20 protein-coding genes and 2 pseudogenes are annotated in these 21972 nt (G+C 64.8%); 14 read left to right on the top strand and 8 right to left on the bottom strand.

The window, feature by feature from the left end; genetic code table 11:
• Nucleotides 1-34 precede the first annotated feature (34 nt).
• From WJ542_RS23880 to WJ542_RS23895, 4 genes are all read right to left on the bottom strand, one after another.
• Nucleotides 35-760 carry an aspartate/glutamate racemase family protein gene (locus WJ542_RS23880; RefSeq protein WP_411191948.1) on the bottom strand — a complete coding sequence of 242 codons (726 nt, stop codon included), beginning with the start codon at nt 758-760 and terminating at the stop codon, nt 35-37.
• A complete protein-coding gene (locus WJ542_RS23885; RefSeq protein WP_411191949.1) occupies nt 757-1974 on the bottom strand; it encodes an S-methyl thiohydantoin desulfurase domain-containing protein in 1218 nt (405 codons plus the stop codon). Before WJ542_RS23885 ends, WJ542_RS23880 begins: the two co-directional genes overlap by 4 nt.
• Nucleotides 1964-4282, bottom strand: coding sequence for a sigma 54-interacting transcriptional regulator (locus tag WJ542_RS23890; protein ID WP_411191950.1), 2319 nt, complete (start codon nt 4280-4282; stop codon nt 1964-1966). Before WJ542_RS23890 ends, WJ542_RS23885 begins: the two co-directional genes overlap by 11 nt.
• Before the next feature lie 535 nt (nt 4283-4817).
• Nucleotides 4818-5768 carry a LysR substrate-binding domain-containing protein gene (locus WJ542_RS23895; protein WP_411191951.1) on the bottom strand — a complete coding sequence of 317 codons (951 nt, stop codon included), beginning with the start codon at nt 5766-5768 and terminating at the stop codon, nt 4818-4820.
• Between the two features lie 157 nt (nt 5769-5925).
• On the opposite strand from WJ542_RS23895, the gene gtdA reads away from it, so the two are divergent.
• The 5 genes from gtdA to WJ542_RS23920 all read left to right on the top strand — a co-directional run bounded on the left by gtdA (nt 5926) and on the right by WJ542_RS23920 (nt 11217).
• On the top strand, nt 5926-6987 hold the full coding sequence (gene gtdA / locus WJ542_RS23900; protein ID WP_411191952.1) for a gentisate 1,2-dioxygenase: 1062 nt from the start codon (nt 5926-5928) through the stop codon (nt 6985-6987).
• A 138-nt stretch (nt 6988-7125) separates the two neighbouring features.
• Nucleotides 7126-7824 (top strand): fumarylacetoacetate hydrolase family protein, encoded by a 699-nt coding sequence (locus WJ542_RS23905; protein ID WP_411191953.1) that lies wholly within the window; start codon nt 7126-7128, stop codon nt 7822-7824.
• A gap of 32 nt (nt 7825-7856) precedes the next feature.
• Complete coding sequence (maiA, locus tag WJ542_RS23910; RefSeq protein WP_411191954.1) at nt 7857-8507, top strand: maleylacetoacetate isomerase; 651 nt, start codon at nt 7857-7859, stop codon at nt 8505-8507.
• A 32-nt stretch (nt 8508-8539) separates the two neighbouring features.
• Nucleotides 8540-9748, top strand: coding sequence for a 3-hydroxybenzoate 6-monooxygenase (locus tag WJ542_RS23915; RefSeq protein ID WP_411191955.1), 1209 nt, complete (start codon nt 8540-8542; stop codon nt 9746-9748).
• 95 nt (nt 9749-9843) lie between these two features.
• On the top strand, nt 9844-11217 hold the full coding sequence (locus tag WJ542_RS23920; protein ID WP_411191956.1) for an MFS transporter: 1374 nt from the start codon (nt 9844-9846) through the stop codon (nt 11215-11217).
• Nucleotides 11218-11227: 10 nt separating this feature from the next.
• On the opposite strand, the gene WJ542_RS23925 is transcribed toward WJ542_RS23920, so the two are convergent.
• The 4 genes from WJ542_RS23925 to WJ542_RS23940 all read right to left on the bottom strand — a co-directional run bounded on the left by WJ542_RS23925 (nt 11228) and on the right by WJ542_RS23940 (nt 14791).
• Nucleotides 11228-12076, bottom strand: coding sequence for a GNAT family N-acetyltransferase (locus tag WJ542_RS23925; protein ID WP_411191957.1), 849 nt, complete (start codon nt 12074-12076; stop codon nt 11228-11230).
• A 655-nt stretch (nt 12077-12731) separates the two neighbouring features.
• Nucleotides 12732-13346: a hypothetical protein gene (locus WJ542_RS23930; protein WP_411191958.1), complete on the bottom strand. Its 615-nt coding sequence runs from the start codon at nt 13344-13346 to the stop codon at nt 12732-12734.
• Between the two features lie 57 nt (nt 13347-13403).
• Nucleotides 13404-14195, bottom strand: coding sequence for a molybdopterin-dependent oxidoreductase (locus tag WJ542_RS23935; protein ID WP_411191959.1), 792 nt, complete (start codon nt 14193-14195; stop codon nt 13404-13406).
• 2 nt (nt 14196-14197) lie between these two features.
• Nucleotides 14198-14791 (bottom strand): cytochrome b/b6 domain-containing protein, encoded by a 594-nt coding sequence (locus WJ542_RS23940; protein WP_411191960.1) that lies wholly within the window; start codon nt 14789-14791, stop codon nt 14198-14200.
• Between the two features lie 187 nt (nt 14792-14978).
• On the opposite strand from WJ542_RS23940, the gene WJ542_RS23945 reads away from it, so the two are divergent.
• The 9 genes and pseudogenes from WJ542_RS23945 (at nt 14979) to WJ542_RS23985 (ending at nt 21876) form a co-directional block, all read left to right on the top strand.
• Nucleotides 14979-15911, top strand: a complete 933-nt coding sequence (locus tag WJ542_RS23945; RefSeq protein ID WP_411191961.1) for an HD-GYP domain-containing protein — start codon at nt 14979-14981, stop codon at nt 15909-15911.
• Nucleotides 15912-16020: 109 nt separating this feature from the next.
• Nucleotides 16021-16554 carry a DUF6431 domain-containing protein gene (locus WJ542_RS23950; protein WP_411188275.1) on the top strand — a complete coding sequence of 178 codons (534 nt, stop codon included), beginning with the start codon at nt 16021-16023 and terminating at the stop codon, nt 16552-16554.
• Nucleotides 16555-16683: 129 nt separating this feature from the next.
• Nucleotides 16684-18006, top strand: coding sequence for a DDE-type integrase/transposase/recombinase (locus WJ542_RS23955; protein WP_411188276.1), 1323 nt, complete (start codon nt 16684-16686; stop codon nt 18004-18006).
• Between the two features lie 3 nt (nt 18007-18009).
• Nucleotides 18010-18804 carry an ExeA family protein gene (locus WJ542_RS23960; RefSeq protein WP_411188277.1) on the top strand — a complete coding sequence of 265 codons (795 nt, stop codon included), beginning with the start codon at nt 18010-18012 and terminating at the stop codon, nt 18802-18804.
• Entirely contained in the window at nt 18801-19025 is a 225-nt protein-coding gene (locus WJ542_RS23965; protein WP_411188278.1) for a hypothetical protein, read from the top strand. Before WJ542_RS23960 ends, WJ542_RS23965 begins: the two co-directional genes overlap by 4 nt.
• Nucleotides 19026-19201: 176 nt before the next feature.
• Nucleotides 19202-19852: pseudogene (locus tag WJ542_RS23970) on the top strand (HD domain-containing phosphohydrolase); the annotation flags it as partial.
• A 260-nt stretch (nt 19853-20112) separates the two neighbouring features.
• Nucleotides 20113-20313, top strand: a pseudogene (locus tag WJ542_RS23975) (methyl-accepting chemotaxis protein); the annotation flags it as partial.
• Nucleotides 20314-20628: 315 nt separating this feature from the next.
• Nucleotides 20629-20907 carry a hypothetical protein gene (locus WJ542_RS23980; protein WP_411191962.1) on the top strand — a complete coding sequence of 93 codons (279 nt, stop codon included), beginning with the start codon at nt 20629-20631 and terminating at the stop codon, nt 20905-20907.
• 540 nt (nt 20908-21447) lie between these two features.
• Nucleotides 21448-21876: a hypothetical protein gene (locus WJ542_RS23985; RefSeq protein ID WP_411191963.1), complete on the top strand. Its 429-nt coding sequence runs from the start codon at nt 21448-21450 to the stop codon at nt 21874-21876.
• Nucleotides 21877-21972: the final 96 nt, after the last annotated feature.

Here is a 21972-nt window from a genome sequence, read left to right on the forward strand (position 1 = left end):
CGGCACATGGCGTGCCGTGCCGCTGGCCGCCCGCTCAGCCCTGCAGGCTGACCTTGCTGTACGTCAGCCGGCTTGGCCGCACCTGCATCCGCACGAGCGAGACGAGGAAGCTGAAACCGGCCTGATTCGGATCGATCACCGGCACATAGGCACCGAGCGCCTCGCCAAGCAGCGTCGACACACGGCTGGCAACGTTCACGAACCCCGTGCAGCCGAGCAGGATGGACTGGGCGCCGTCCTCCTTGATCGCTTTCATGGCGGCCTCGAACGTGCGCGCGACCACCACGTCCACGTTCTCCAGTTGAGCGACCGGGCAGTCGATCGCGCGGATCGACACGAACGTGTCCTCGATGCCATAGGTTTGCGGATGCGCGCGCTGCATGGCGAGCGTGCTTTGCAGGATCGTCACGATCGAGAATCGCTGGCTCAGCATCAGCGCCGCAAAGGCGGAAGGCGGAAAGCCGCCGATGATCGGAATGTCGATCACTTCCCGCGCCGCTTCGACGCCGCACATGTCGAAGTCGGTCAGCCAGATGCCGTCGAAGCCGTCCTTCTCGATCGCCTGGGCAAGTTCGACCACCGGCATGCCGTTCTGCAGCCAGTTGGTGCGGTTCTCGATGTCGGGGTGGCCGGACGTGATGTTGCGGATCTCGACCTGTACGTCCGCCGGCAGGACCGGCGCGATGGCTTTCATGATGCGGTCGTTGTACTGCGACGTGGCGACCGGCACGAGCACGCAGATGCGAATTGGCGAGTTCATGCGGCACCGCCTTCGCGACCGTGCGCAAGCGCTTCGAGCGGCACGTAGGGGCCGAGATAGCCGAAGCTGTTCAGCAGGTCCATGAAGCTGTCGAGTATCAGGCCGGGCTTGCGCAGCTCCGGCTCGGCGCGCCAGGCGATCAGCGTGACGGGCCGTTTGCCGATGGCGGGATTCAACTTTCCGTTGTCTTGAACGAGATCGCCGTTGGTGAAGATCGACTGGCCCTCGCCTTCGACGAAGTACGCCACGCTGTCCGGCGCCAGCACGATCGGCTGCGCACTGGCGCTGTCCCACGCGAGCAGCGATTCGTTCTGGTAGACCACCGTGTAGCTACGCTCGCCGGCACGAATGGAGACCTGGCCGCCGTCGAAGCCGCCGCTCGTTTTCACGGCCGCCGAAACGAGCTCGCCCGGCTCGGAGATCGCGCGGGCGGCGATGTCGCAGCGTTCGGCGAGATAGCCGATCATTTGCGAAGGACTGCGAATCTGGCCGGCCTGAACGGTGCGGCCCAGCTCCAGCGCGCGTTTGAGCGTGCCGCGCACCGGCGTGGCGCGGCCGATATCGGCCGGCGTCATCACCCACATTGCGAGGCCGCCGAACTGGCCGAACTCCGGATCGGCGACGACGGGACGCATCATCTGTTCGACGATGGCCGAGACGTCGCGCTGGTGCGACGGGCCGCCGTGGTTTCCCTTGCGCGGCGTCACGTCGAGCTCGACGCAGAGGCCGCCCTGGCTCACGAGGAAAGCCGGGCGCGGATCGATTTCCGCGGCGGCAAACGTGAGCATGGGCAGGGACGGCACGGCGCGGCCCGCGCCGTCGGCGTCGATCACGGCGAGGCCGAGCTTCGCGGCAACGAGGGCCGCCACCGTGAAGCCCAGCGCACCGCTCTCGGGCGGCATCACATAGGCGAGCTTCGCGGGCTGCGAGGCGAGCCGGGCCTGCACGTTCTGCGCGGCGATGACCGGTCCGATCGGGTGGGTGGCCTTGTTGATCGCTTCGGGCGCGCCGAGGTAGGCGACCATGACGGCCGCGCCTTCGGTGGCTTCCTCGACCGACACCACCTTGATCTTGTCCGTGGGGTAGTAGTCGCCCGCGACGAAATGCTCGGCGAGGTGCCGCGCAGACTCGATCGTGCCGCCGCCGCCGCTGCCGAAAAATGCCGCCCCGAGCAGCAGGGGTTCCAGATCTTCCCGGGTTAATTCATAGGCCATGGGTCGTTCCTTTGTTTTGAGGGTCAAGGGAAACATCGCGCCGAAGCTCGGCGAGCAAAGCGACTGCATCGATAATGCGGGTGGTGGACTCGGGCGGGAGCCCGCGCAATCCGCGGTCCAGCGTGTCGATCGCATCGGCCTCGCGGCCGGTGGACCGGAAGAGTTCGGCAAGATAGCGCGCGGCGTCCACGCGCGCGGGCACCGAACCGAAGGCAAGCGCCGTGGAGAGGGCGGTGCGCAGCCCCTGCTCCGCGGCTGTCAGGTCGCCGAGCGCCCATTGCGCGCGCGCCCGGGTGACCAGCAGTTCGCCCAGGTAGGCGCGCTCCTGGCGGGCGAGGGTTTCATCGACGGCGGTGGCGAGTATCGCTTCGCATTGCTCCGCACGGCCGGCGCGCAGCAGCAGTTCGCCGTGCTGCCAGGTCTTGAAGGAATAGAACAGCGCACCGCCGTTGCAGACCATATGGTTATCGTAGCCGTCGAGCATGACGGCTTCCGCTTCGTCGGCGTGGCCGAGCGCGCTCAACTGGCAGCCGCGGAATATCTGGCCGACGCCCCGATAAAAGGCGAAGCCGTTGGCGATCGATACCGATTCGAGCTCGCTCGCGAGCGGCCCGAGCCGCTCCCGATCGTCGAAGAGGCAGGCGAGCCACACGGCGCCCTGCAGATTGACCGCGTGCGCGAGCGCATGCGTGCCCGGTTCGGAAGCGCGCAGGATCAGCATTTCCATCGCGTGCCGGGCCTGCACGAACGCGCCGATCTGGTAGGCGGCGAGTCCTTCGAACGTCAAGGCGAGGCTCGCGAGGTCGATGCCTTGCGAGCCGGTGCGTACGTCGTTGCGGGCTACGCCAAGCAGATGGCCGCGCGCGAGACAGGCGAGCGCCTCTTCGCTGTCGCCAAGCCAGAAGAGCGTATTGGTCATGGCGAAGTGGGCTTCGTCGAGCGAGATGGCATGGCCGCTGTTCTGGGCGCGCTGCAGCATGTCCTGCGCGGTGGCGCGCGCCTGCTTGAGCTGGAGCGTCGTGAGCTGGGTCGTCCAGATGCCGAACTGGATCGCCGCGATCTCGGGCGGCTCGCAAATGCCTTCGCCCACGGCGAGCGCCGCCGCGTAACAGGCCGTGGCTTCCGCGTACAGCCAGCCGTGCACGCTGCGCAGGCTCATGCCGAGCAGCCGGTAAGCGTCGAACTGGAGACGCCGCACCGGTCCCTGTTCGGGGCCGGTCTGCAGCACGTCGAGGCAGCGCCGCAACGGGGCAATGGCATCGGCGAAGCGCGAGGCTTCGATGAGCGCGCTCGCGGTTTCCAGACATTTGTGCGCTTCGCGATGGTGCTCCTCGCGCGATTTCAGGCGGCGCTCGATCGTCTTGCGGCCCACGCCGAGCAGCGTGGCCGCGGCGCTCTTGTTGCCCGCGCTGCGCTCTAGCGCGCGGTCGATCAGCAGATCTTCGGCGACGGCGAGCTTGTCGCGTCCTTCGAGTTGCAGCAGCATGTCGGCAAGGCCGGCGCGCGAAATGGATCCCGCCGTCTCGTTGACGAGAAACGGCTCGAGCGCGTCCACGTCGATGAGCGTGCTTTCGGAGAGCACGCTTAGCCGGCTGATCAGGTTGCGCAGTTGGCGGATATGACCCGGCCAGGTGTGCCGGCTGAGCCGCCGGATGGCGGCCGGGGAAAATTCGAGGCGCCGCGTATGCTGCGAAGCAAAATGCGCGACCAGCGCGGGAATGTCCTCCACGCGCTGGTCGAGTCCGGGCAGCGCCAGCACGAAGACCGCGAGGCGGTAGAACAGATCCTCGCGGAAGAGCCCCTGGCGCGCGAGCTCGCGCAGATCCCGGTGGGTTGCCGCCACCACGCGCCCTTCGAAGCGCATGCTGGTCGAGGCGCCCACCGGGCGGAACGTGCGCGTTTCGAGCACGCGCAGCAGCTTGGGCTGCAGCGCGAGCGGCAACTCGCCGATCTCGTCGAGCAGCAGCGTGCCTTTGCCCACTTGCTGGAACAGTCCCGGGCGGCCTTCGCCCGCGCCCGTGAAAGCGCCTTTGACGTGTCCGAACAGTTCGGCTTCGACGAGATGTTCCGGAATGGCGCCGCAGTTGACGTCGACGAACGGTTGATCGTGCCGCAGGCTGCGCAGGTGCACGCGGCGCGCGACCAGTTCCTTGCCCGAACCGGTCGGCCCGATGATGAGCAGGGCGTGATCGGTGGGCGCGACGCGATCGAGCATGCGGACCAGTTGGCGAAACGCCGGCGCGTCACCGATAAACGCGCCGTGATCCGTTTTGTCTCGCGCGAACGGCACGACGGGGGAAGAACTCATGGCCTGGTGGGCTCCGGAAAAGCGGCGTGTGATTTGACCAGCAACGCGATCTGAAAACAGCCGCGGAACGCCCGTTTGGAGACCTCGCATCGGTCTGCTGCCTTGCGATTGCCTTCCGGTTTTCGGTGCGGGTAGGGGGCGTCCGCGCGGCATAGGCCGGATACGACAGCCTATGCCGACATGATCATTCAAAATTAATTAGTGTGCCAGGTGCCCGATGCGATATTCGCATTACATTGCTGACTCTTTCGTGTCAGAGAACGGGGGCGGCCAGAGCACTTTTGCAGCTTGTTGCCATGCCTGAAAACCCGCCCGGGCATTCGCACAGGATGACCATAAAATTCTGATTCGCCATGCATACAATTCGAATTGGCAGGGGTCATGTTGTGCTTATAATGAGGTCCTCTCAGGTTCTAGCACGGCCCTCGGAATGGCTAGAATCTCCTGACCGTCTCCTTGGAGACGGTTTTTTTTTGCCTCTCCGGCGCTGCCCACGCGCCATGAATTGCTTACCCAATCTTGATGATTAGTATATCTAATCAGGTTGCGAATCGGTATCGACCGCAGCATGGGCACCGTCGCGCAAACAATCGAGCGTGAGTGCGACGGCGCGGCGGCCGAGGCTGTCCGGCCGCCAGTACATCGCCACCGCGCCGGAGCTGCCGAGCGGCATCGGCATCGCCAGCACGCGCAAGATGTTAAGGCATTCGAAGCGTACCGCCGCGCGATGCGAGGCGGCGCCGATCAGTTCCGACTGGTTCAGCAGCGTCACGTTCAGCATCGAAGAGTTCGACTCCACGCAGTCGCGCGGCATGGCCCGACCCGCGGCGGCCAGCGCCGATTCCAGCGCCGTTCGTATGGGCGTGCCCGACGGCCAGACGATCCAGCGATAGTCGAACACGTCGTCCCAGGCGACCGACCGGCGTTTGGCCAGCGGATGGCCGAGGCCGACCACGAAGTTCACGGGATCGCGGTACAGCGTTTCGGTCTGCAACGCGGGATCGAGCTGGGCATTGGCGGCGCGGCCGACCACGATGTCGATTTCGCCGCGCACGAGCAGCGGCATCATCTGGTTCATGGTGCTCTCGACGAGGCGCACCTGCGCGCGCGGCATGCGCTCCACGAGCCGGGCGACCGCAAGCGGCACCGTGTCCGCTGCCGAAACGCCCGAGGTGCCGATCGACACCAGCCCGCTGCCGCCGTCACGCAGCGCGGACATGTCGTCGCGGGCGCTGTCGAGGTGCCCCTCGATGCGCCGCGCGTGCTCGATCAGCGCCTCGCCGTAGGGCGTCGGCCGCAGGCCGCGCGCGTGCCGTTCGAAGAGCGGTAGGCCCACGTCCTCTTCCAGGTCCTTCAGCCACTTCGAGAGCGCCGGCTGGGTGGTGTTGAGCGCCTCGGCCGACTGGCTCAGGTTGCCGGTCTGACCGACCGAAATCAGCATGCGCAGGTGCCGCAGCCGCAGGCGGTCCGTCCAGTCCGTGGTCATGGTGACCTCCTGGAGATATGCCGTAAATCATATACATGAGAACAATTTATGATTTTACAGGGTATAGCTCGTCGGCCTATAAATGCGTTCAGCACAGCAACGATACGAACCGCCCGTTTCGCGCATGGCGCGAGACGGACCAGATCAGGAGACTTTCATGTCCGCTTCCCTGTCCGATAGCGCGCAGGCGTCCGTCCGCGAGGCTTATTACGCGCAGATCGCGCGCCATAGCATGGCGCCGCTCTGGGAATCGCTGCACAGCCTCGTGCCGAAGGCGCCCCTGCCGCTGGCCGTTCCCGCTATCTGGAAGTACGCCGGGCTGCGCGAGCTGGTCATGGAGGCGGGCCGCGTGATCAGCGCGGAGGAAGCCGTGCGCCGCGTGCTGATCCTCGAAAATCCCGGCCTGCCCGGCAAGTCGAGCCTCACGCCGAACCTGTATGGCGGCCTGCAACTGATCCTGCCGGGCGAAATCGCACCGAGCCACCGTCACACGCAATCGGCGCTGCGTTTCATCGTGGAAGGCAAGGGCGCCTGGACCGCGGTGAACGGCGAGCGCACGACCATGCACCCGGGCGACTTCATCATCACGCCTTCGTGGACCTGGCACGATCATGGCAATCCGTCCGTGGAAGAGGGCGGCGAGCCTGTGGTCTGGCTCGACGGCCTCGATATCCCGCTGCTCGCGCACCTCGATGCCGGGTTTGCCGAAAACTACCCGGAGGCCGTGCAGCCGGTCACGCGGCCCGAGGGCGACAGCTTCGCACGCTTCGGCTACAACATGATGCCGGTGCGCCACGTGAGCCACGACCCCACTTCGCCGATCTTCAGCTATCCGTACGAACGCAGCCGCGAGGCGCTCGACACGCTCTACCGCCACGGCGAGCTCGACGAATGGGACGGCGTGAAGCTGCGCTACGTGAACCCCACCACCGGCGGCTGGCCGATGCCCACCATGGCGACCTTCATGCAGTTCCTGCCGAAGGGCTTCAAGGGCAAGACCTACCGGAGCACGGACTCCACCGTGTATTGCGTGGTGGAGGGCCGGGGCACGGCGTACGTCGGCGACACCACGCTGGCCTTCGAGCCGCATGACGTGTTCGTCGCTCCTTCATGGCTGCCGGTACGGCTCGAAGCGGAGACCGACGCGGTGCTCTTCAGCTACTCCGATCGCCCCGTGCTGGCCGCACTGAATCTGTTGCGCGAGGAGCGCAGCCAGTAACGACGCGCCGGGGCGCCGTCGCCGAACTTCCCGCAGGAGACGTGCAACCCGCGCCGCCAAGCTGGTGCGGGCAGGCCTCCTTCGTTCCTAAGCATTCCTGAGTGGGCCGAGTCCCACCGATTGAAGAGAGCAAACATCATGGCATTCGTATTTCCTCCCGAGGCGCCTGTCGCCCTTTCCGTGGCAGGCTCCGACGACCAGTTCGCGGTGCGCCGCGTCTACTGCGTGGGCCGCAACTACGCGGCCCACGCCCGCGAGATGGGCTTCGATCCGGACCGCGAGCCGCCGTTCTTCTTCTGCAAGCCCGATAACGCTGTCGTGCCGGTCGCCTACGGCGAGACGCTCGAATTGCCCTATCCCGCGCAGACACAGAACTACCACTACGAGGCCGAGCTCGTGGCGGTGATCGGCAAGAGCGGCGCGGACATCCCGCTCGAAAACGCCCTCGAATACGTGTGGGGCTACGCCGTGGGCCTCGATATGACCCGCCGCGACCTGCAGATGAAGATGCGCGAAATGGGTCGCCCGTGGGAAATCGGCAAGGCCTTCGATCTTTCCGCGCCGGTCGGTCCGGTTCATCCGGCGAGCCGCGTGGGTCACTTCGACCGGGCCGGACTGTGGCTCACCGTGAACGGCGAAACGAAGCAAAAGAGCGACGTCTCGCACCTCATCTGGTCGGTGGCCGAGACCGTTGCGTATCTGTCGAAGTTCTTCTGCCTTGAACCGGGCGACGTGATCTTCACCGGCACGCCCGAAGGCGTGGGCCCCGTGAAGGCCGGCGAGACGATGAAGGTGGGCGTCGAGCGCCTTGGCGAACTGACCGTGAAGGTGGTCTGAGCCGCCGCGCTTCGGACCGAAGGAAGGGCATCGTGCAACTCTATAGTTTCTTCAACAGCTCGACTTCGTATCGTGTGCGCATTGCGCTCAATCTCAAGGGCGTGGCGTACGAATACGAGGGCGTGAACATACGCGTCGGAGCGCATCGCGACGCGCAGTATGTGGCGGGCGTGAATCCGTCGGCGTCTGTACCCGCGATCGTCGACGGCGATTTCCACCTCGGGCAGTCGCTCGCGATCATCGACTGGCTCGACGCGCGCTATCCCGAGCCGCGTCTCATCCCGGCCGAACCCGAGGCGCGCGCACGCGTGCTGGAGCTTGCTTACCTGATCGGTTGCGATATCCATCCCGTCAACAATCTGCGGATCCTGCGTTATCTGCAGGACGAACTAAAAGTGTCGGCCGCGCAGAAGAACGCATGGTACCGGCACTGGGTGGACGAAGGCATGGCTGCCGTGGAGCGGCTGCTCGAGCGTGCCGCACCGACGCACGAAGGCCCGTGGTGCTTCGGCGCGCAACCTACGCTCGCCGACTGCTGTCTCGTGCCGCAGATCGCGAACGCGCTGCGCATGGGCTGCGAACTGGACGCGTATCCGCGCAGCCTCGCGGTCTACCGGCATGCGAGCGCGCATCCCGCCTTCGTCGCCGCCGAGCCGCAGCGACAACCCGATTACACGGACTGAGCGCCGCGCCCGCTACCCTTCAGGAGACAAACATGGAACAAACCCTTTCAACGCGCCGCGCAATCGTCGTCGGCGGCGGCATCGGCGGACTGGCCGCGGCGCTCGCGCTTGCACGCGAAAACGTGCAGGTGCTGCTGCTCGAACAGGCCGCCCAGATCGGCGAGATCGGCGCGGGCATCCAGCTGGGCCCCAACGCGTTCAACGCGCTCGATGCGCTGGGCGCCGGCGAGGCTGCGCGCAATCGCGCGGTCTTCACGGACTCGCTCTCCTTGATGGACGCGACCAACGCGAAGCCGGTCGCCCGCATCGAAACCGGCGAGCGCTTTCGCGAGCGCTTTGGCAATCCCTACGCGGTGATTCATCGCGCGGACATTCACCTGTCGATCCTCGAAGCCGTGCAGGGCAACCCGCGCATCCAGTTCCGCACGAACACGCAGGTCTGCGGATTCGAGCAGGACGAGCGGGGCGTGACGGTCATCGATCAGCACGGCGAACATTACCGGGCCGACGCGGTGATCGGCTGCGACGGCGTGAAGTCGGCGATCCGCGCGGCCCTGATCGGCGACGAACCGTGCGTGACCGGGCATGTCGTCTATCGCGCCGTGGTCGATGTCGAGAATATGCCGGAGGACCTGCAGATCAATGCCCCTGTCGTGTGGGCGGGCCCGCATTGCCACCTCGTGCACTATCCGCTGCGCGGCGGCCGCCAGTACAACCTCGTCGTCACGTTCCACAGCCGCGAGCAGGAGGTGTGGGGCGTGCGCGACGGCAGCAAGGAGGAAGTGCTCTCGTACTTCGAAGGCATTCACGCGCTGCCGCACCAGATGCTCGACCGGCCCACCTCGTGGCGCCGCTGGGCGACGGCCGACCGCGATCCGGTTGCGCAATGGAGCTTCGGGCGCGCGACGATACTCGGCGATGCCGCGCATCCGATGACGCAATACATCGCGCAGGGCGCCTGCCAGGCGCTGGAAGACGCCGTCACGCTGGGCGCTGCCGTGCGCGAGGCCGACGGCGATTTCGAGGCCGCATTCAAGCGCTACGAGGCCGCGCGCATTCCGCGCACCGCGCGCGTGCTGTACTCGGCGCGGGAGATGGGGCGCATCTACCACGCGAAGGGCGTCGACCGGCTCGTGCGCAATTCGCTGTGGGTCGGCCGCACCCAGGAGCAGTTCTACGACGCGCTTCAATGGCTGCACGGCTGGCGGGCGCAGGATTGTCTCGCCGACGCGCAAGCCTGACGCTCACGCATTTCCTTTCCTCAATTCACGACAAGATCGGCAGGCCGCGCCCGGCGGGCGTGGATCATGCCGGCAATCCTTTCCAGGAGACAGGCATGTCCACCGTGGCATCCATCGATGTGACCGCGTTCATCGACCGGCATCGCGTTTCGCGATTCCAGCTACTGATCGTTACCCTTTGCTTTCTGATTGTCGCGATCGACGGTTTCGACACCGCGGCGATCGGTTTCATCGCCCCCGCCATCCACGCCTGGTGGCACTTGTCGCCGAAGCAGCTTGCGCCGATTTTCGGCGCGGGCCTCGCGGGTCTGATGGCGGGTGCGTTCGTGTTCGGTCCTTTCGGCGACCGGATCGGGCGCAAGCGTCTGCTGCTGGTCTGCGTGCTGGCGTTTGGCGTGGCGAGCATCGTGTCGGCCGCCGCGCCCACGCCGGGATGGCTGATCGCGCTGCGCTTTCTCACCGGGCTCGGGCTGGGCGGCGCCATGCCGAACGCGATCACGCTCACGTCCGAATACTGTCCGTCCGCGCGCCGTTCGTTCCTCGTGACGACCATGTTCTGCGGCTTCACCTGCGGTTCCGCGCTCGGCGGTTTCGCGGCGGCGGCGCTCATCGAAAACTTCGGCTGGCGCTCGGTGCTGCTGGCCGGCGGGATCGCGCCGCTCGGGATCGGCATTGCGATCGCGTTGCTGCTGCCCGAATCGGTGCGCTACATGGTGAACGCACGCGTGCCGGCGGCCGCGATTGCGCGCACGCTCGCGCGCATTGCGCCGGAGCCCGCGCTGAACGGCGCCGTCTTCACGGTCGACGATGGCGGCGCTCATGCTCACGCTCGAGCGCACTCGACCGGGCGGCGCGTTCTCGATCTGCTCACGCCCGAGCTTCGGCGCGGCACGCTGCTGCTGTGGACGACGTTTTTCACGAGCCTGCTCGTGATCTACCTGTTGTCGAGCTGGCTGCCCACGCTCCTGCACACGAGCGGCGCCACGATACGCACGGCGGCTCTCGTCACCGCCATGTTCCAGGTGGGCGGCACGCTCGGTGCGATCGTGCTCGGCTGGCTGATGGACCGCCTGAAACCCTGCAATGTGCTGGCGCTCAGCTATGCGGCGGCCGGGCTCTTCGTCGCGGCCCTCGGCTATCTGACGGCGTCGCCGTGGCTCGCGGCGCTGGCGGTGTGCGGGGCCGGCTTCTGCGTGTCGGGCTCGCAGGTCGGGGCGAATGCGCTCTCCGCCGCGTTTTATCCCACGGCTTGCCGCGCCACGGGCGTGAGCATGGCGAACGGTGTCGGGCGAATCGGCTCGGTGGTGGGCGCCGTGGCGGGCGGCGCGATGCTGGCTTCGGGAATGACGATGCCGGCGCTCTTTGTCAGCATTGCGATACCCGCAGTCGTGGCCGGGTTGGCGATGGCGTTGTTCGGGCTGGTGCTGCACGGCAGCCGCCAGGCCGTGCAGTTGACCCGGGGCGTTTGAGCGGCTTGCGTCATGCCGGGCGCGTCGCGCCGATGGCCGGTTCCCGGCACAGGCTGGCGACGCGGCCATGCGGCCGAAACCCGATCGATTCGTAGATGGCGCCGGCGTAATACGCTTCGTCGGCGACCATGACGAGCTTTTCCGCGCGCCCGGTGGTCAACCTGATCGCCTCGCTCACGAGGGTCTTGCAGACACGCTGGTTGCGATGGTGCTTCGCGGTGGTGACCGACTGGAAGCGCCCCAGGCCATCGAGAAAGAACAGGCCGAGGCTGCCCGCCAGTTCGTCCTCGACGAAGGCGCCCCAGCAGTCTCCCAGGCCGCGCTCGATCAGGTGCCGCCAGGTCGCCTGCAGATGCGCCATATAGCGCCGCGAGCTGGGGGCAAACGGATCGGCCAGGTCGGCAAAGTGCATACGGGACCAGTCGTCCCCGTCTCGCTGCGATTCGAGTCGGCGCACCTCGATACGCGGGTTGATCGCAACGTTGCGGACGTCGTGCGGATGTGCGGCAAGCACCCGGCAGACCGTCAGGTCATAGCCTTGCCGAACCCATGCGTCGGCGCTGACGGGGCTATCGGGCGTTCCGGGTGCTTCAGGCCACACGAAGGTTCGATGCGCGATGCGCGGCGGTGTCCCGACCAGGCGCGCGAAGTCGTGTTCGAGGCGCTCGATATCGCTGTCCGCTGGCCGCTGCCGCAGGAAAAGCAGGTTGCCGAAGAAGTAATCCGGGGCGTCCGGCGTCCGGACGACGACGTAGTTGCCCTCCGAATTGACGGTTCCCGTTTCCCGGAGGAGCAGCAGATCCGTAAAGAGTCCCAGGTTATCGGTAAAGTGCGCGGCAAAGCGTCGCTCGTCGTTCATGAATCGCCTTCCTCGTCCTCATGCAAATGGGCGTTCGATTGTAGCCCGCTCGCCGCGCATCACCTGGATCTTCCGCCCTTAGCCGGTAAGACGAGGCCGATACGGATGGCGTTGCGTCCGCGTAGGAGCCCCGCCGCGTGCTAGACATAGGACTAGTCCGAAATGGTTTAGGCGGCCCCTGCCGCACTCCGCGCAGGAACGGCCAGGGCTCTCTCGGAGGGGTGCTGGACGCATTCCCGCACTCGGGGCGGCCGGTCCTTTCCGCCCCTCCGAATAGGCTCATCGCGCCGAAACCGTCGTTTCTGTGCGAACTGACAAATGGCTGTTGGCGTTAAGAAGCAGTCGTGGGGGGGCGGGGGGAAACGGACGGCTGCCAAGAGGCGGGTAAGGCCAACTGCATCGGGCGGCAGCCGGCCACTTTCTGACAGTCGACTCCGACTCACGGAGCGTTGACAATTGTGCCCGCAAAGGGCGCTACTCCACCCCGCAGATCGACGAAGACAAAAAAGAAGAGCGCACCTCGCTGACTGCGGCTCCGGGTGTATGGTGCCCGCGCCTGTCAATGGCATACGACGCGAGCGGTAGCGATCCTGCTGCCATCCGTTATCGGATTTCACCATTGGGAATCGTGGCAATCAGATACCGGTGGCCGGGCTTACATCGGCGGGACCACGCCATCCTTTTCGACCACAATCACATGGCCGTCGTAACTGTCATTCGCCTCTGGCGTCGCAACGACGAATACCGCCTTGCCAGCCGTCAGATCAGCACGGGTCGCGGGAATCAGCGTCACGACTGGAACGTTGGCCGGCACGGTGACGACGTTATTCCCTCCCTTGTAAGACAGCTTGAGGTCCCGCCCGCTGGTACCCTGCACGACGCTGTCGACATTGGCGTTCGTCATTGTGCTGTTCGTACCGAAGTCCCACGCGTAATGCCCTTCGCCCGTACCGCGCGCGGCATCCGGGAAGACCAGCACTTCCCTCGCCGTCAGCTTGCCGTCCGCCCCGGTCATTGCCGCGGTGCCAACGTAGGACCCGGGCTTGATGTCGGATAACTGGATCGCCTTGACGGCATTGACGCTCACCGAGTCCTTGACCTCAATGGTGACCGTGTCGCCGCTATGGCGGTGCACCTTCAGGATATCGCCGGACACGGACACGATCTCGCCACGAATGCGTTCGGGCTTGCCGGCCGGGGATTGCGCGACAGCGGCACCGGCAAAAGCCAGCGTAACGAGGGAAACAGCGAGTTTGAATCGAATGGACATGAATGCTCCGTATGGTGTGTTGCGTCAAAAGACTCTGTCGTGAGCGGCATTGGCGGTTCAGGAGCCGCCGAACCAGTTGTATCCCTGGTTTTCCCAGTAACCGCCGGGAAATTGATTCGTCACCGTGATGGCGACAATATGCTTCGCGTTCTTGTAGCCGAGCTTCGTCGGCATGCGCAGCTTCATCGGGAAACCGTACTTCGGAGGCAGCACATTGCCGTCGTAGGTCAGCGTGAGCTGCGTCTGCGGATGCAGCGCGGTCGGCATGTCGATGCTGGTCCAGTAGTTGTCCGCACAATGCAGCGCAACATATTTCGCCCGCGTATCGGCGCCGGCGCGCGCGAGGAAATCGGAGAAGCGCACGCCGCCCCATCTGCCGATCGCACTCCAGCCTTCGATGCAGATATGCCGGGTAATCTGGTCCTTCTGGGGGAGCGCCCGCAACTCGTCGAGCGTCCAGTGGCGTTTACCGCCAACCAGCCCGCCCAGTTCTAGACGGTAGGTTCCCGCATCGACGTCCGGCACCTGGTCGATGTCGTAGAACGCATTGAACGGGAACGGGCGCGCGATCATCGACTCCGGATACGTCGGCGCCAGTTTGCGTGGATCGAATAGCAGTGCCTGTGCGTCGTCGTTGAACGCCGACATCTTGCGCAGCATGGCGTCGACCGACTTGTCGCTGGTCAGATCGCATCCCGACAGCAGGACCAGACCGCCGAGCGTGAGAATGCGCTTGCCGAGCAGGCGCCGCGCCGGCGATTCGAGTTCCCGGTGCGCGTCCCTGATGATCGACGCTGCGTCCGGACGGGACATCGGGTCGGGTTTTCGCACGGGTTGACGGGAGCGCATGGTTATCGGCCTCGGATCATGGCGAGCAGGGAGCGCGGCACCAGTGCGACCATGGCCAGGTGAACGGCGAGGAAAGCGACGATGACCGCCATCGCGACAAAGTGGACGACGCGCGCGTTGTCGAATCCGCCCAGCGCACCGGCAAGCACGGGGAATTGCACCGGTTTCCAGATCGCCAGCCCCGACAGCACGAGCAGCACGAGATCGGCAAGCGCCAGGAGATAGGCAAACTTCTGCACCGTGTTGTACTGGCTGAGATCGTCGTGACCGAGCTTGCCCTGAAGTGCCGCGAGCATGTCGCGCGCAATGGCGCGCACGCCGACAGGCAGCAGCTTGTTCCGCAGCCGGCCCGTGATGAGGCCCATCCCGAGATAGACGACGACATTCGCCACAAGCACCCACATGAGTGCGAAGTGCCAGAGCAGTGCGCCACCCAGCCAGCCACCGAGCGTGATCGACGCAGGAAAGCGGATCGCGCGGAAGACTGGCGACGCGTCGTAGACCTGCCAGCCACTCAGGCACATGGCAATAACCGTTGCGGCGTTGATCCAGTGAAAGACCCGCACCCAGCCAGGATGGATTGTGGTGTGACTCAAAGTGGCCTCAACTGAGGGAAGTTTTACAATACCTGGCCGGTTGATTGCTCTGCAGGCGGTTCCTCGCGGTTCATGCCCTGCCATGGGCCGGCGTGACAGTTAGAATCGCAGCCCAAGGCGCGCAGCGGTATCGGTCAAATGTCCGATCCTCGCGCTACGCTGCCTGTTGCAATAACGGACGACATGCATGGATGCAGCGCAGAACGAACACGGAAATTTCCCGGACAGGCACGCGTTGGTGCCGGCTTACGACGCGGTGAAGGCTCTGGCTTTTGTCGGCGATCTCAGCATGGGGCAGCCGACCGACCATTCGCTGCGTACGGCCTGGCTTGCCGCGCAACTGGCCCGCGCAGCCGGCGAACGCGACTTGGATATCGCGACGGCAGTGGAAGCTGCATTGCTGCGCTGGTCGGGCTGCACGGCCAATGCACCTGGATTCTCCGATGCACTGGGCGACGACGTGGCCGTGCGCGAAGCCATGCTGGCGCAACGCCAGGGCTGGGCGAAATCGCTCGATCCGCTCGGCGTACGGGACACATTGATCCCGCTCGCGCAGATTCACTGCGAGGTGTCTGGCGAAGTCGCGCGAATACTGCGGCTCTCCACCGAAACCGAAGCCGCGCTACGCCATATTTTCGAAACATGGGACGGCAGCGGCCTTCCCGACGGACTCTCCGGCACGTCGGTGCCGCGCGCCGTCTTCATGGTGGCGCTGGCCAGCGACCTTGAAATCTTCAGCCGCGTCTATGGCCTGCCCCGCGCCCTTGCGCTGATCGAGGAGCAGTCCGGTATGCGTTACCCGCGCGAACTCGCCATGCTGGTCACAGATCGCGCCACGGACTGGCTAGACAGGCTTGCGTTGCTCGAACCCGCCACGCTGGCCGAAGCAGTCGTCACGCCTCACATGCAGGAGACGACGTCCGTCGAACTCATCGCCGATGTGATCGACCTGAAACTGCCGTGGATGACCGGTTATTCGCGGGCAGTCGCATCTGCCGCCGTCGCATGCCTGGCCCGGCTGGGTGGCGATGACCCAGCTCTCGCCCAGGTGTTACGGCTCGGGCTATTTGAGTTTGGGCGGGGGGTATTTGTCTCGCGTTCGTCCAGGGCGATTTCCTGAATTTCAGCGTGAGCATCGTGCGATGCGGTGGACATGAGATAGGCCGGTACTCCTCTGTTATCGTGAGACGGCTCTCACACCAGCCCACGAACGCAGAACAGCCCGGCCTATGCTTCGGATCGTACATTCCTTTCTCACGCTCGAACAGCATCTTCGCTCCATCGTCACCACGCCCCAGTCCTATCATCCCGGCCGCTGCCCGCACTGCGGCCGCACGTGCCTGTGGGCGCACGGCTTCTATGAACGCAAGGCCGACCGAAGCGTCACCGGCGCGCTCAATCCGGTGCCCGTGCCACGCTATTGCTGTGCCGCCTGCCGACGTACCTGTTCGCGCCTGCCGCTGTGCATCTGCCCGCTGCGCTGGTACGGCTGGGCGTTGCAGCAACTCGTGCTCTGCCTGATCCTCTCTGGCCTGTCGCTGCGCCGCATCGCAGCCCTGGTCGGCATCGATCGCCACACCGTGCGCCGCTGGTGGCGATGGCTCATGCGCTGCAGTGAGGACTTTGCCTTCGCCCTGCGAAGCCGCTTGCCCGAACTGGGCCGCGCAGCCGACACGGCGACCTTCTGGCGCCCCTGCTTCGCGCTCATGTCGCTGTCGCGTGCGATGGCCTGGCTTGATCTGGATGGCCTCGATGTCCCGTGATCGGCTGAACGCAATTCCACACGAGACGCACTGCCGGACGCGGTAACGGGCAACCCACAGGGTCTGCCCACTGCCGCCTGCACGGCATCAGGCGTTTCATGAGGTCTCTTCCACTTCAACGGAGACTTCATGAACGACATCGACCCCGTGGCGCTGTTCCGGCTGTCCGTGCTCGGCCCCATCGTGAGCCGCGAGCGACTCGAACGCGGCGAGCTGCTACAGCTGTTGCGTCAGCTCGCCCTCAAGGAGTACGCGATCCCGGGCTCGCGCCGGCGTCACATCAGCGAGCGCACGTTGCAGACGTGGTACTACGCCTGGCGACGCGAAGGCATCGCAGGGCTCGCCATCCGGCCGCGCACCGACACGGGTCGCTCGAAGCTGCCCGAGGTCGTGCAGGCTGCGGTGCTCGCCGCCAAACGCGAGAACCCCAGCCGCTCGGTGCGCCAGATCCGGCTGTTGCTGGAGGCCACCGGCATCGTGGCGCGCGGCACACTCTCACGCTGCGCCGTGCACCGCCTGCTCAAGTCTCACGACCTCTCGCGTATCGCCAGCCCTACAGTCGTTGCCCAGGAGAAGCGCAGCTTCGTGGCCGAGTACGCTGGCTCCATCTGGTACGGTGACGTCATGCACGGCCCGACGTTCTCGTTTGGCGGGGCGCGCCGCAAGACCTATCTCGTCTCGCTCATGGACGATGCCTCGCGCCTCGTTGCACACAGCGCCTTCTGTCTGTCCGAGACGGCCCTCGAGATCGAGGGCGTGCTCAAGCAGGCGCTCTTGCGTCGCGGAATTCCAAAGATGCTCGTCGTCGATAACGGCGCGGCCTATCGCGCCGCGAGCCTGCAGACCATCTGCGCAGACCTGGGCGTGCGTCTCGTGCATTGCCAGCCTTACCAGCCCACAAGCAAGGGCAAGCTCGAACGCTGGCACCGTACCGTACGCGAGCAGTTCCTCTCCGAACTGGACACCACACACATCCGCGAGCTGACTGACCTGAACGCGCGGCTGTGGGCGTGGCTCGAACAGGTCTACCACTGCGAGCCACACAGCGCGCTGGGCGAGAACGTGACGCCGCTCTCGCGCTACCGGCAGGACCTGCCGCGCATCCGCGCGCTCGGCTCGCTTGCCCCCAGGCTCGATGAGCTGTTCCTGCACCGCGTCGAGCGACGCGTGCGCCGCGACGGCACCGTCTCGTACGAAGGCGCCGTCTTCGAGGTGCCCTATGAACTCAGCGGCCACTACGTCGTGCTCGTCGTCGATCCGCACGCCGGTACGGTCGTGCGTGTCCAGAGCAGGCAGGGCGCTCCACTGGGCGCGGCCACCGCGCTTGATGCGCTGGCCAACAGCCGGCGCCGGCGCAGCAGGACGCCCGCCGTTGCCGCGACTGCAGCGCCCGCTGCCACAGCCAACCTCATCGAACTCGTCCATCAACATCATTACCGTCGCGAGGACTGACACATGTACCGCCAACACTTCGGCCTGCGTTGCGCGCCGCTGGACACCGACGGCACCGATCTGTGGGACGATGGCGCGCTCGCGCGCCTGTCCGAACGCTTCCAGTGGCTGCTCGACAGCCCCGGCATCGGCCTGCTCACCGGGGAGCCCGGCGTGGGCAAGACCGCCATGCTGCGCCACCTCACGCGCAACCTCAATCCGCACCGCTACCAGACCATCTATCTGTCCGAGACCGAGTTCGGGCGCATCGACCTGTACCGCTCGCTGGCCCGCGAACTCGGGCTCGAACCCAGCTACCGGCGCGCGGACCTGTGGCGCGACATCAAGCAGCGCATCACCGAGCTGGCCAACGGCAAGCAGGTCCTGCCGGTGTGGATCATCGATGAGGCGCAGAACCTGCCGCCGGAGTTCTTCCGCGACTTCCCCTCGTTCCTGAACTTCGCCTTCGACGCCCGCAGTCTCATCACCGTGTGGCTTGCCGGCCATCCGGAGCTGGCCCCGATGCTCGAGCGCAACGCTTACGCCGCGCTCTACAGCCGCATCCAGACCCGCGTGCAACTGCAGCCCGTCACCGAGCACGCCCGCTTCGCACAGCTCATCGCCCACGCGCTCAAGGCCGCCGGCTGCAACCACACGCTGATCTCCGAAACCGGGCTCGAACTGCTGCGCCAGGCTTCGCGCGGATTGCCGCGCAATGCCGGGCGTATCCTGCGCACCGCCATGCAGCTGGCTGTGCCCAAAGGGCTGAACCATCTGCCCGACGAGCTGTTGCAGCAGGCGATTGGGGAAATGCGATGAGCCGCCGCCCTCAGCAGCCAGGTCAGTCACGCACACCGTCCACGCGTATCGGGCCACGACCGCCGCCGCTACCCGCGCTCACCGACGAGGCGGCGGCCCAGATCCAGCAACTGTTGTGCGACTGGCTGCTGTGGTTCAGCAGCGCATACGCAGAGCAGATCCAGCGCAGCAGGCAACCATGGTCCGCCCCGGTGCGGCATCACATCGACGATCCGTTCTGAGCGACGGCCCCGGGCGAGCATCCCGGGGCCGTTGCTCTTGCAGCGCGCGACAACATTGCGCCGGGTGTCGATCTACGTCTCGCGTTCGACTGCGGTTCATTCATTCTCGCTGAGCGCGAGACATCCGCCACTGTCTCAACGCCAAATATCTCGCACTACAGAATACCGTTTAGATCGCGACGGAACACCAGGTGTACCAGGCGGGGCTGATTCATGGAATCGGACGGGCTGCGGTGCCCAATGCGATCTGGAATTCACCCGGGCGTTTAAGCGCCGCGGAATGGGAGAAAGTGAGGCTCGTCCCGTACTGGACGGCTCGCGCCGGCAAGCAGACGGGCACACTCGCGCAGGCGGCGGAGCTGGCATCTCATGCCTACGAGCGGTCCGACGGGAGCGGTTACTTCCGCGGCGCCGGTGAAGGCGCGCTGTCGCTCAACGCCCGTGTGCTCAGTGCGGCAGTCGCGTGGGTCGCGCTGGGACAAAAGCGTCCATGGCGCGATGCGCTAACCGCTACAGAAGCGGCCTCGTTAATACGCGCTGAGGCAGACACGGGGCGCTTCGACAGAGAGGTTGTTGAAGCGATGCTCAATGCCGGCGAAGCGCCGTCAGGCAGTGCACGCCCCCGGGAGTCGGCAATCCGGCTTACGGCGCGCGAGATCGAAGTATTGCGTTTCATCAGCCACGGCGCGAGCAACAAGGAGGCAGCCCGTGAGCTCGAACTCAGTCCGAGCACGATACGCACGCACATGGAGAGCGTGTTTCGCAAACTCGAATGCTCGACGCGCGCTGCCGCGACCTTGAAAGCGTCGACACTGGGGCTGCTGTAAGGTCTGCGAAATCAGCACGGTGCGTGGCTCAAGACTGGCGTGGAGCGACGACATGACGAGGTCGTCGTCATGCACGAGACGGCAAGGCACCCTCGAGCTCCGCCATGCGTGCATGGATCTCTGTCAATCCTGCTGCGTCCTGTCCGAAACGCTTTACGAGTTTGGTGCATCGAGGCGGAGGATCAGCAGGCGATGCTCCATCCCGGCCATGCAGCGACATTTGCCGGACGCATTACCTGGGCATTCAAACGTGAGCGGCATCCGGTAGCGTGAACGAGATTTCAGCGGCATCATCCGAGCAGAGCAAGGGGATTGTTCAGGTTAGCCAGGCGGTGACGCAGATGGATTCGGTAACGCAGCAGAACGCGGCGCTCGTCGAGCAGGCCGCCGCTGCCGCGATGTCGCTGCAGTCGCAGGCAGAGGATCTGCGCTCTAACGTTGAGCGGTTCCGGGTGGTGTGAGTGTGGAACCTTCGTCCGCACGGGTTCTTAATGAGTGAAGACCTGAGTCGCGGGCCAGGGTGCCATGGATGTGCCAGTGCGGGCGCAGACGGGCCGCTCAGGGTGGGCAGATCCGGGCTCTCGCCAGGTGAACGATATAGCTTGTAAGCCGGTCCCCTGTTTTTTTGCGATCAACAGACCCCAACGGATCGAGTCATGCCCTTTGCATGAGACGCACGGCCGAAGCGATCTTCACGCCTGGCCGTGGGGCGCTGGTCGGCCACAACCGGTCGTTCGAGATAGTCGGCAAGATAATAGAGAATCCAGAAGACCAAGATGCTAACTGAAGAATTTACCGACGGCTGGAAGCCAATTCATGTTGGATTTGAGGGCGCACCTCTCTCGATCAATGGCATCAATCCGTGGTTGCATGCCGGCAACTGGCGACGGGTGTCTCAGGAACACATTGTCGTTCCGCACCCGGCTTATCCCAGCGAACGTCATCGTGCATGGGTCTATGAAATCACAATTCCTGGAAAGGCAGTTTGCTTCGCAGCCACTGAGCTTTCCAACGGCGTGTGGGGTTTCTACGTGCAACGGGATACCGCTTCATAGTCAAGCTAGGGGCTGTTTTACGGCAACCAGACTGTGCTCGGCCACTTCCGGACGTTCGACAGCGATGCGAAGATGGTCGACAATCCAGACAATGTTTTCTATCGTTACGGCAGTGCATTGGATAGGCAGGCGATGAACACCCGACGGATGGCCATCTCCTCGATTTACTTCGCCAGCTTGCTAATCGGCATTGCCTGTCTGGCTTGGAGCACGGAAAGCTATGATCGAGCCATCTTGGGGGCACCTCGATTCCCGGATGTCAGAAGTGGCAAGACAATTCCGTACAACAATCATGGGACAACCGTGTACCTCACCAAAAAACAGGACCTGATAGAACGGTGGGGCCCTTGGGGATGGCTTGTTTATTGGATAGGAGCACGCTAGATTGCTGCGAGTCTCCGCGTCCGAAAACCTCTGAACGTGCTCTTGGGGACGGACGGATCCAAAGGCTTCAGACCATTTCCGGCCAGGAACAGGCGCTCGACGCGGTGACTCCAATCGCCGACAATTACTGAGCGTCGATTCTTGCGACAGGACGTCTTGAACATTTCATTGAAGCGGCTGCAAAGGGGTGAAATGAAAACAAACTGGAAATTGATTCGTGAAGTTCTAAATGCAGCTATCGATAGTTGCGAGCGGTTGGAACAGGCCGGCTATGCTGAAGAGCATCGCGGTCGTTCTGTCCAGGTAGGCGGGCGACAAGTGAGCGTGCAGGAATTCTTGATTAGTGCGTGGACGCTGCCCGAGAACGTTCGCTACGAAGTAATCCGGGCGCGTCACGACAGGAATCTCGATCTACCTTATGTCCCGGAAACGGCACGGACTCTCACCGCGGTGGCGGCCGCATGTGCAGAACTTATAGGCGCGGGGGATACGCCACCGGCCGAGCCGCATATGCGGGGAATGATTGATTGGTATCGGAACCACTTCGATCCCAATGTGCAGCGCGCAATCTCGGCGGCCCTGTAACCGGTTCTGGGCGGCGAGGATAGGACGATCGAACGTCCGTTTTGTAGAGCGTCCAAAGTCCGAGTTGGGTCGAGCAGCGCCCGTTGTTTCGGACAC

The sequence above is a fragment of the Paraburkholderia yinzeri genome (assembly GCF_046581065.1).
Taxonomy (GTDB): Bacteria; Pseudomonadota; Gammaproteobacteria; order Burkholderiales; family Burkholderiaceae; genus Paraburkholderia.

Coding starts and splice junctions, on each gene's coding strand:
- WJ542_RS23880 (WP_411191948.1), bottom strand. CDS start 760: ATGAACTCGCCAATTCGCATCTGCGTGCTCGTGCCGGTCGCCACGTCG.
- WJ542_RS23885 (WP_411191949.1), bottom strand. CDS start 1,974: ATGGCCTATGAATTAACCCGGGAAGATCTGGAACCCCTGCTGCTCGGG.
- WJ542_RS23890 (WP_411191950.1), bottom strand. CDS start 4,282: ATGAGTTCTTCCCCCGTCGTGCCGTTCGCGCGAGACAAAACGGATCAC.
- WJ542_RS23895 (WP_411191951.1), bottom strand. CDS start 5,768: ATGACCACGGACTGGACGGACCGCCTGCGGCTGCGGCACCTGCGCATG.
- gtdA (WP_411191952.1), top strand. CDS start 5,926: ATGTCCGCTTCCCTGTCCGATAGCGCGCAGGCGTCCGTCCGCGAGGCT.
- WJ542_RS23905 (WP_411191953.1), top strand. CDS start 7,126: ATGGCATTCGTATTTCCTCCCGAGGCGCCTGTCGCCCTTTCCGTGGCA.
- WJ542_RS23915 (WP_411191955.1), top strand. CDS start 8,540: ATGGAACAAACCCTTTCAACGCGCCGCGCAATCGTCGTCGGCGGCGGC.
- WJ542_RS23920 (WP_411191956.1), top strand. CDS start 9,844: ATGTCCACCGTGGCATCCATCGATGTGACCGCGTTCATCGACCGGCAT.
- WJ542_RS23925 (WP_411191957.1), bottom strand. CDS start 12,076: ATGAACGACGAGCGACGCTTTGCCGCGCACTTTACCGATAACCTGGGA.
- WJ542_RS23930 (WP_411191958.1), bottom strand. CDS start 13,346: ATGTCCATTCGATTCAAACTCGCTGTTTCCCTCGTTACGCTGGCTTTT.
- WJ542_RS23935 (WP_411191959.1), bottom strand. CDS start 14,195: ATGCGCTCCCGTCAACCCGTGCGAAAACCCGACCCGATGTCCCGTCCG.
- WJ542_RS23945 (WP_411191961.1), top strand. CDS start 14,979: ATGGATGCAGCGCAGAACGAACACGGAAATTTCCCGGACAGGCACGCG.
- WJ542_RS23950 (WP_411188275.1), top strand. CDS start 16,021: ATGCTTCGGATCGTACATTCCTTTCTCACGCTCGAACAGCATCTTCGC.
- WJ542_RS23955 (WP_411188276.1), top strand. CDS start 16,684: ATGAACGACATCGACCCCGTGGCGCTGTTCCGGCTGTCCGTGCTCGGC.
- WJ542_RS23960 (WP_411188277.1), top strand. CDS start 18,010: ATGTACCGCCAACACTTCGGCCTGCGTTGCGCGCCGCTGGACACCGAC.
- WJ542_RS23965 (WP_411188278.1), top strand. CDS start 18,801: ATGAGCCGCCGCCCTCAGCAGCCAGGTCAGTCACGCACACCGTCCACG.
- WJ542_RS23980 (WP_411191962.1), top strand. CDS start 20,629: ATGCTAACTGAAGAATTTACCGACGGCTGGAAGCCAATTCATGTTGGA.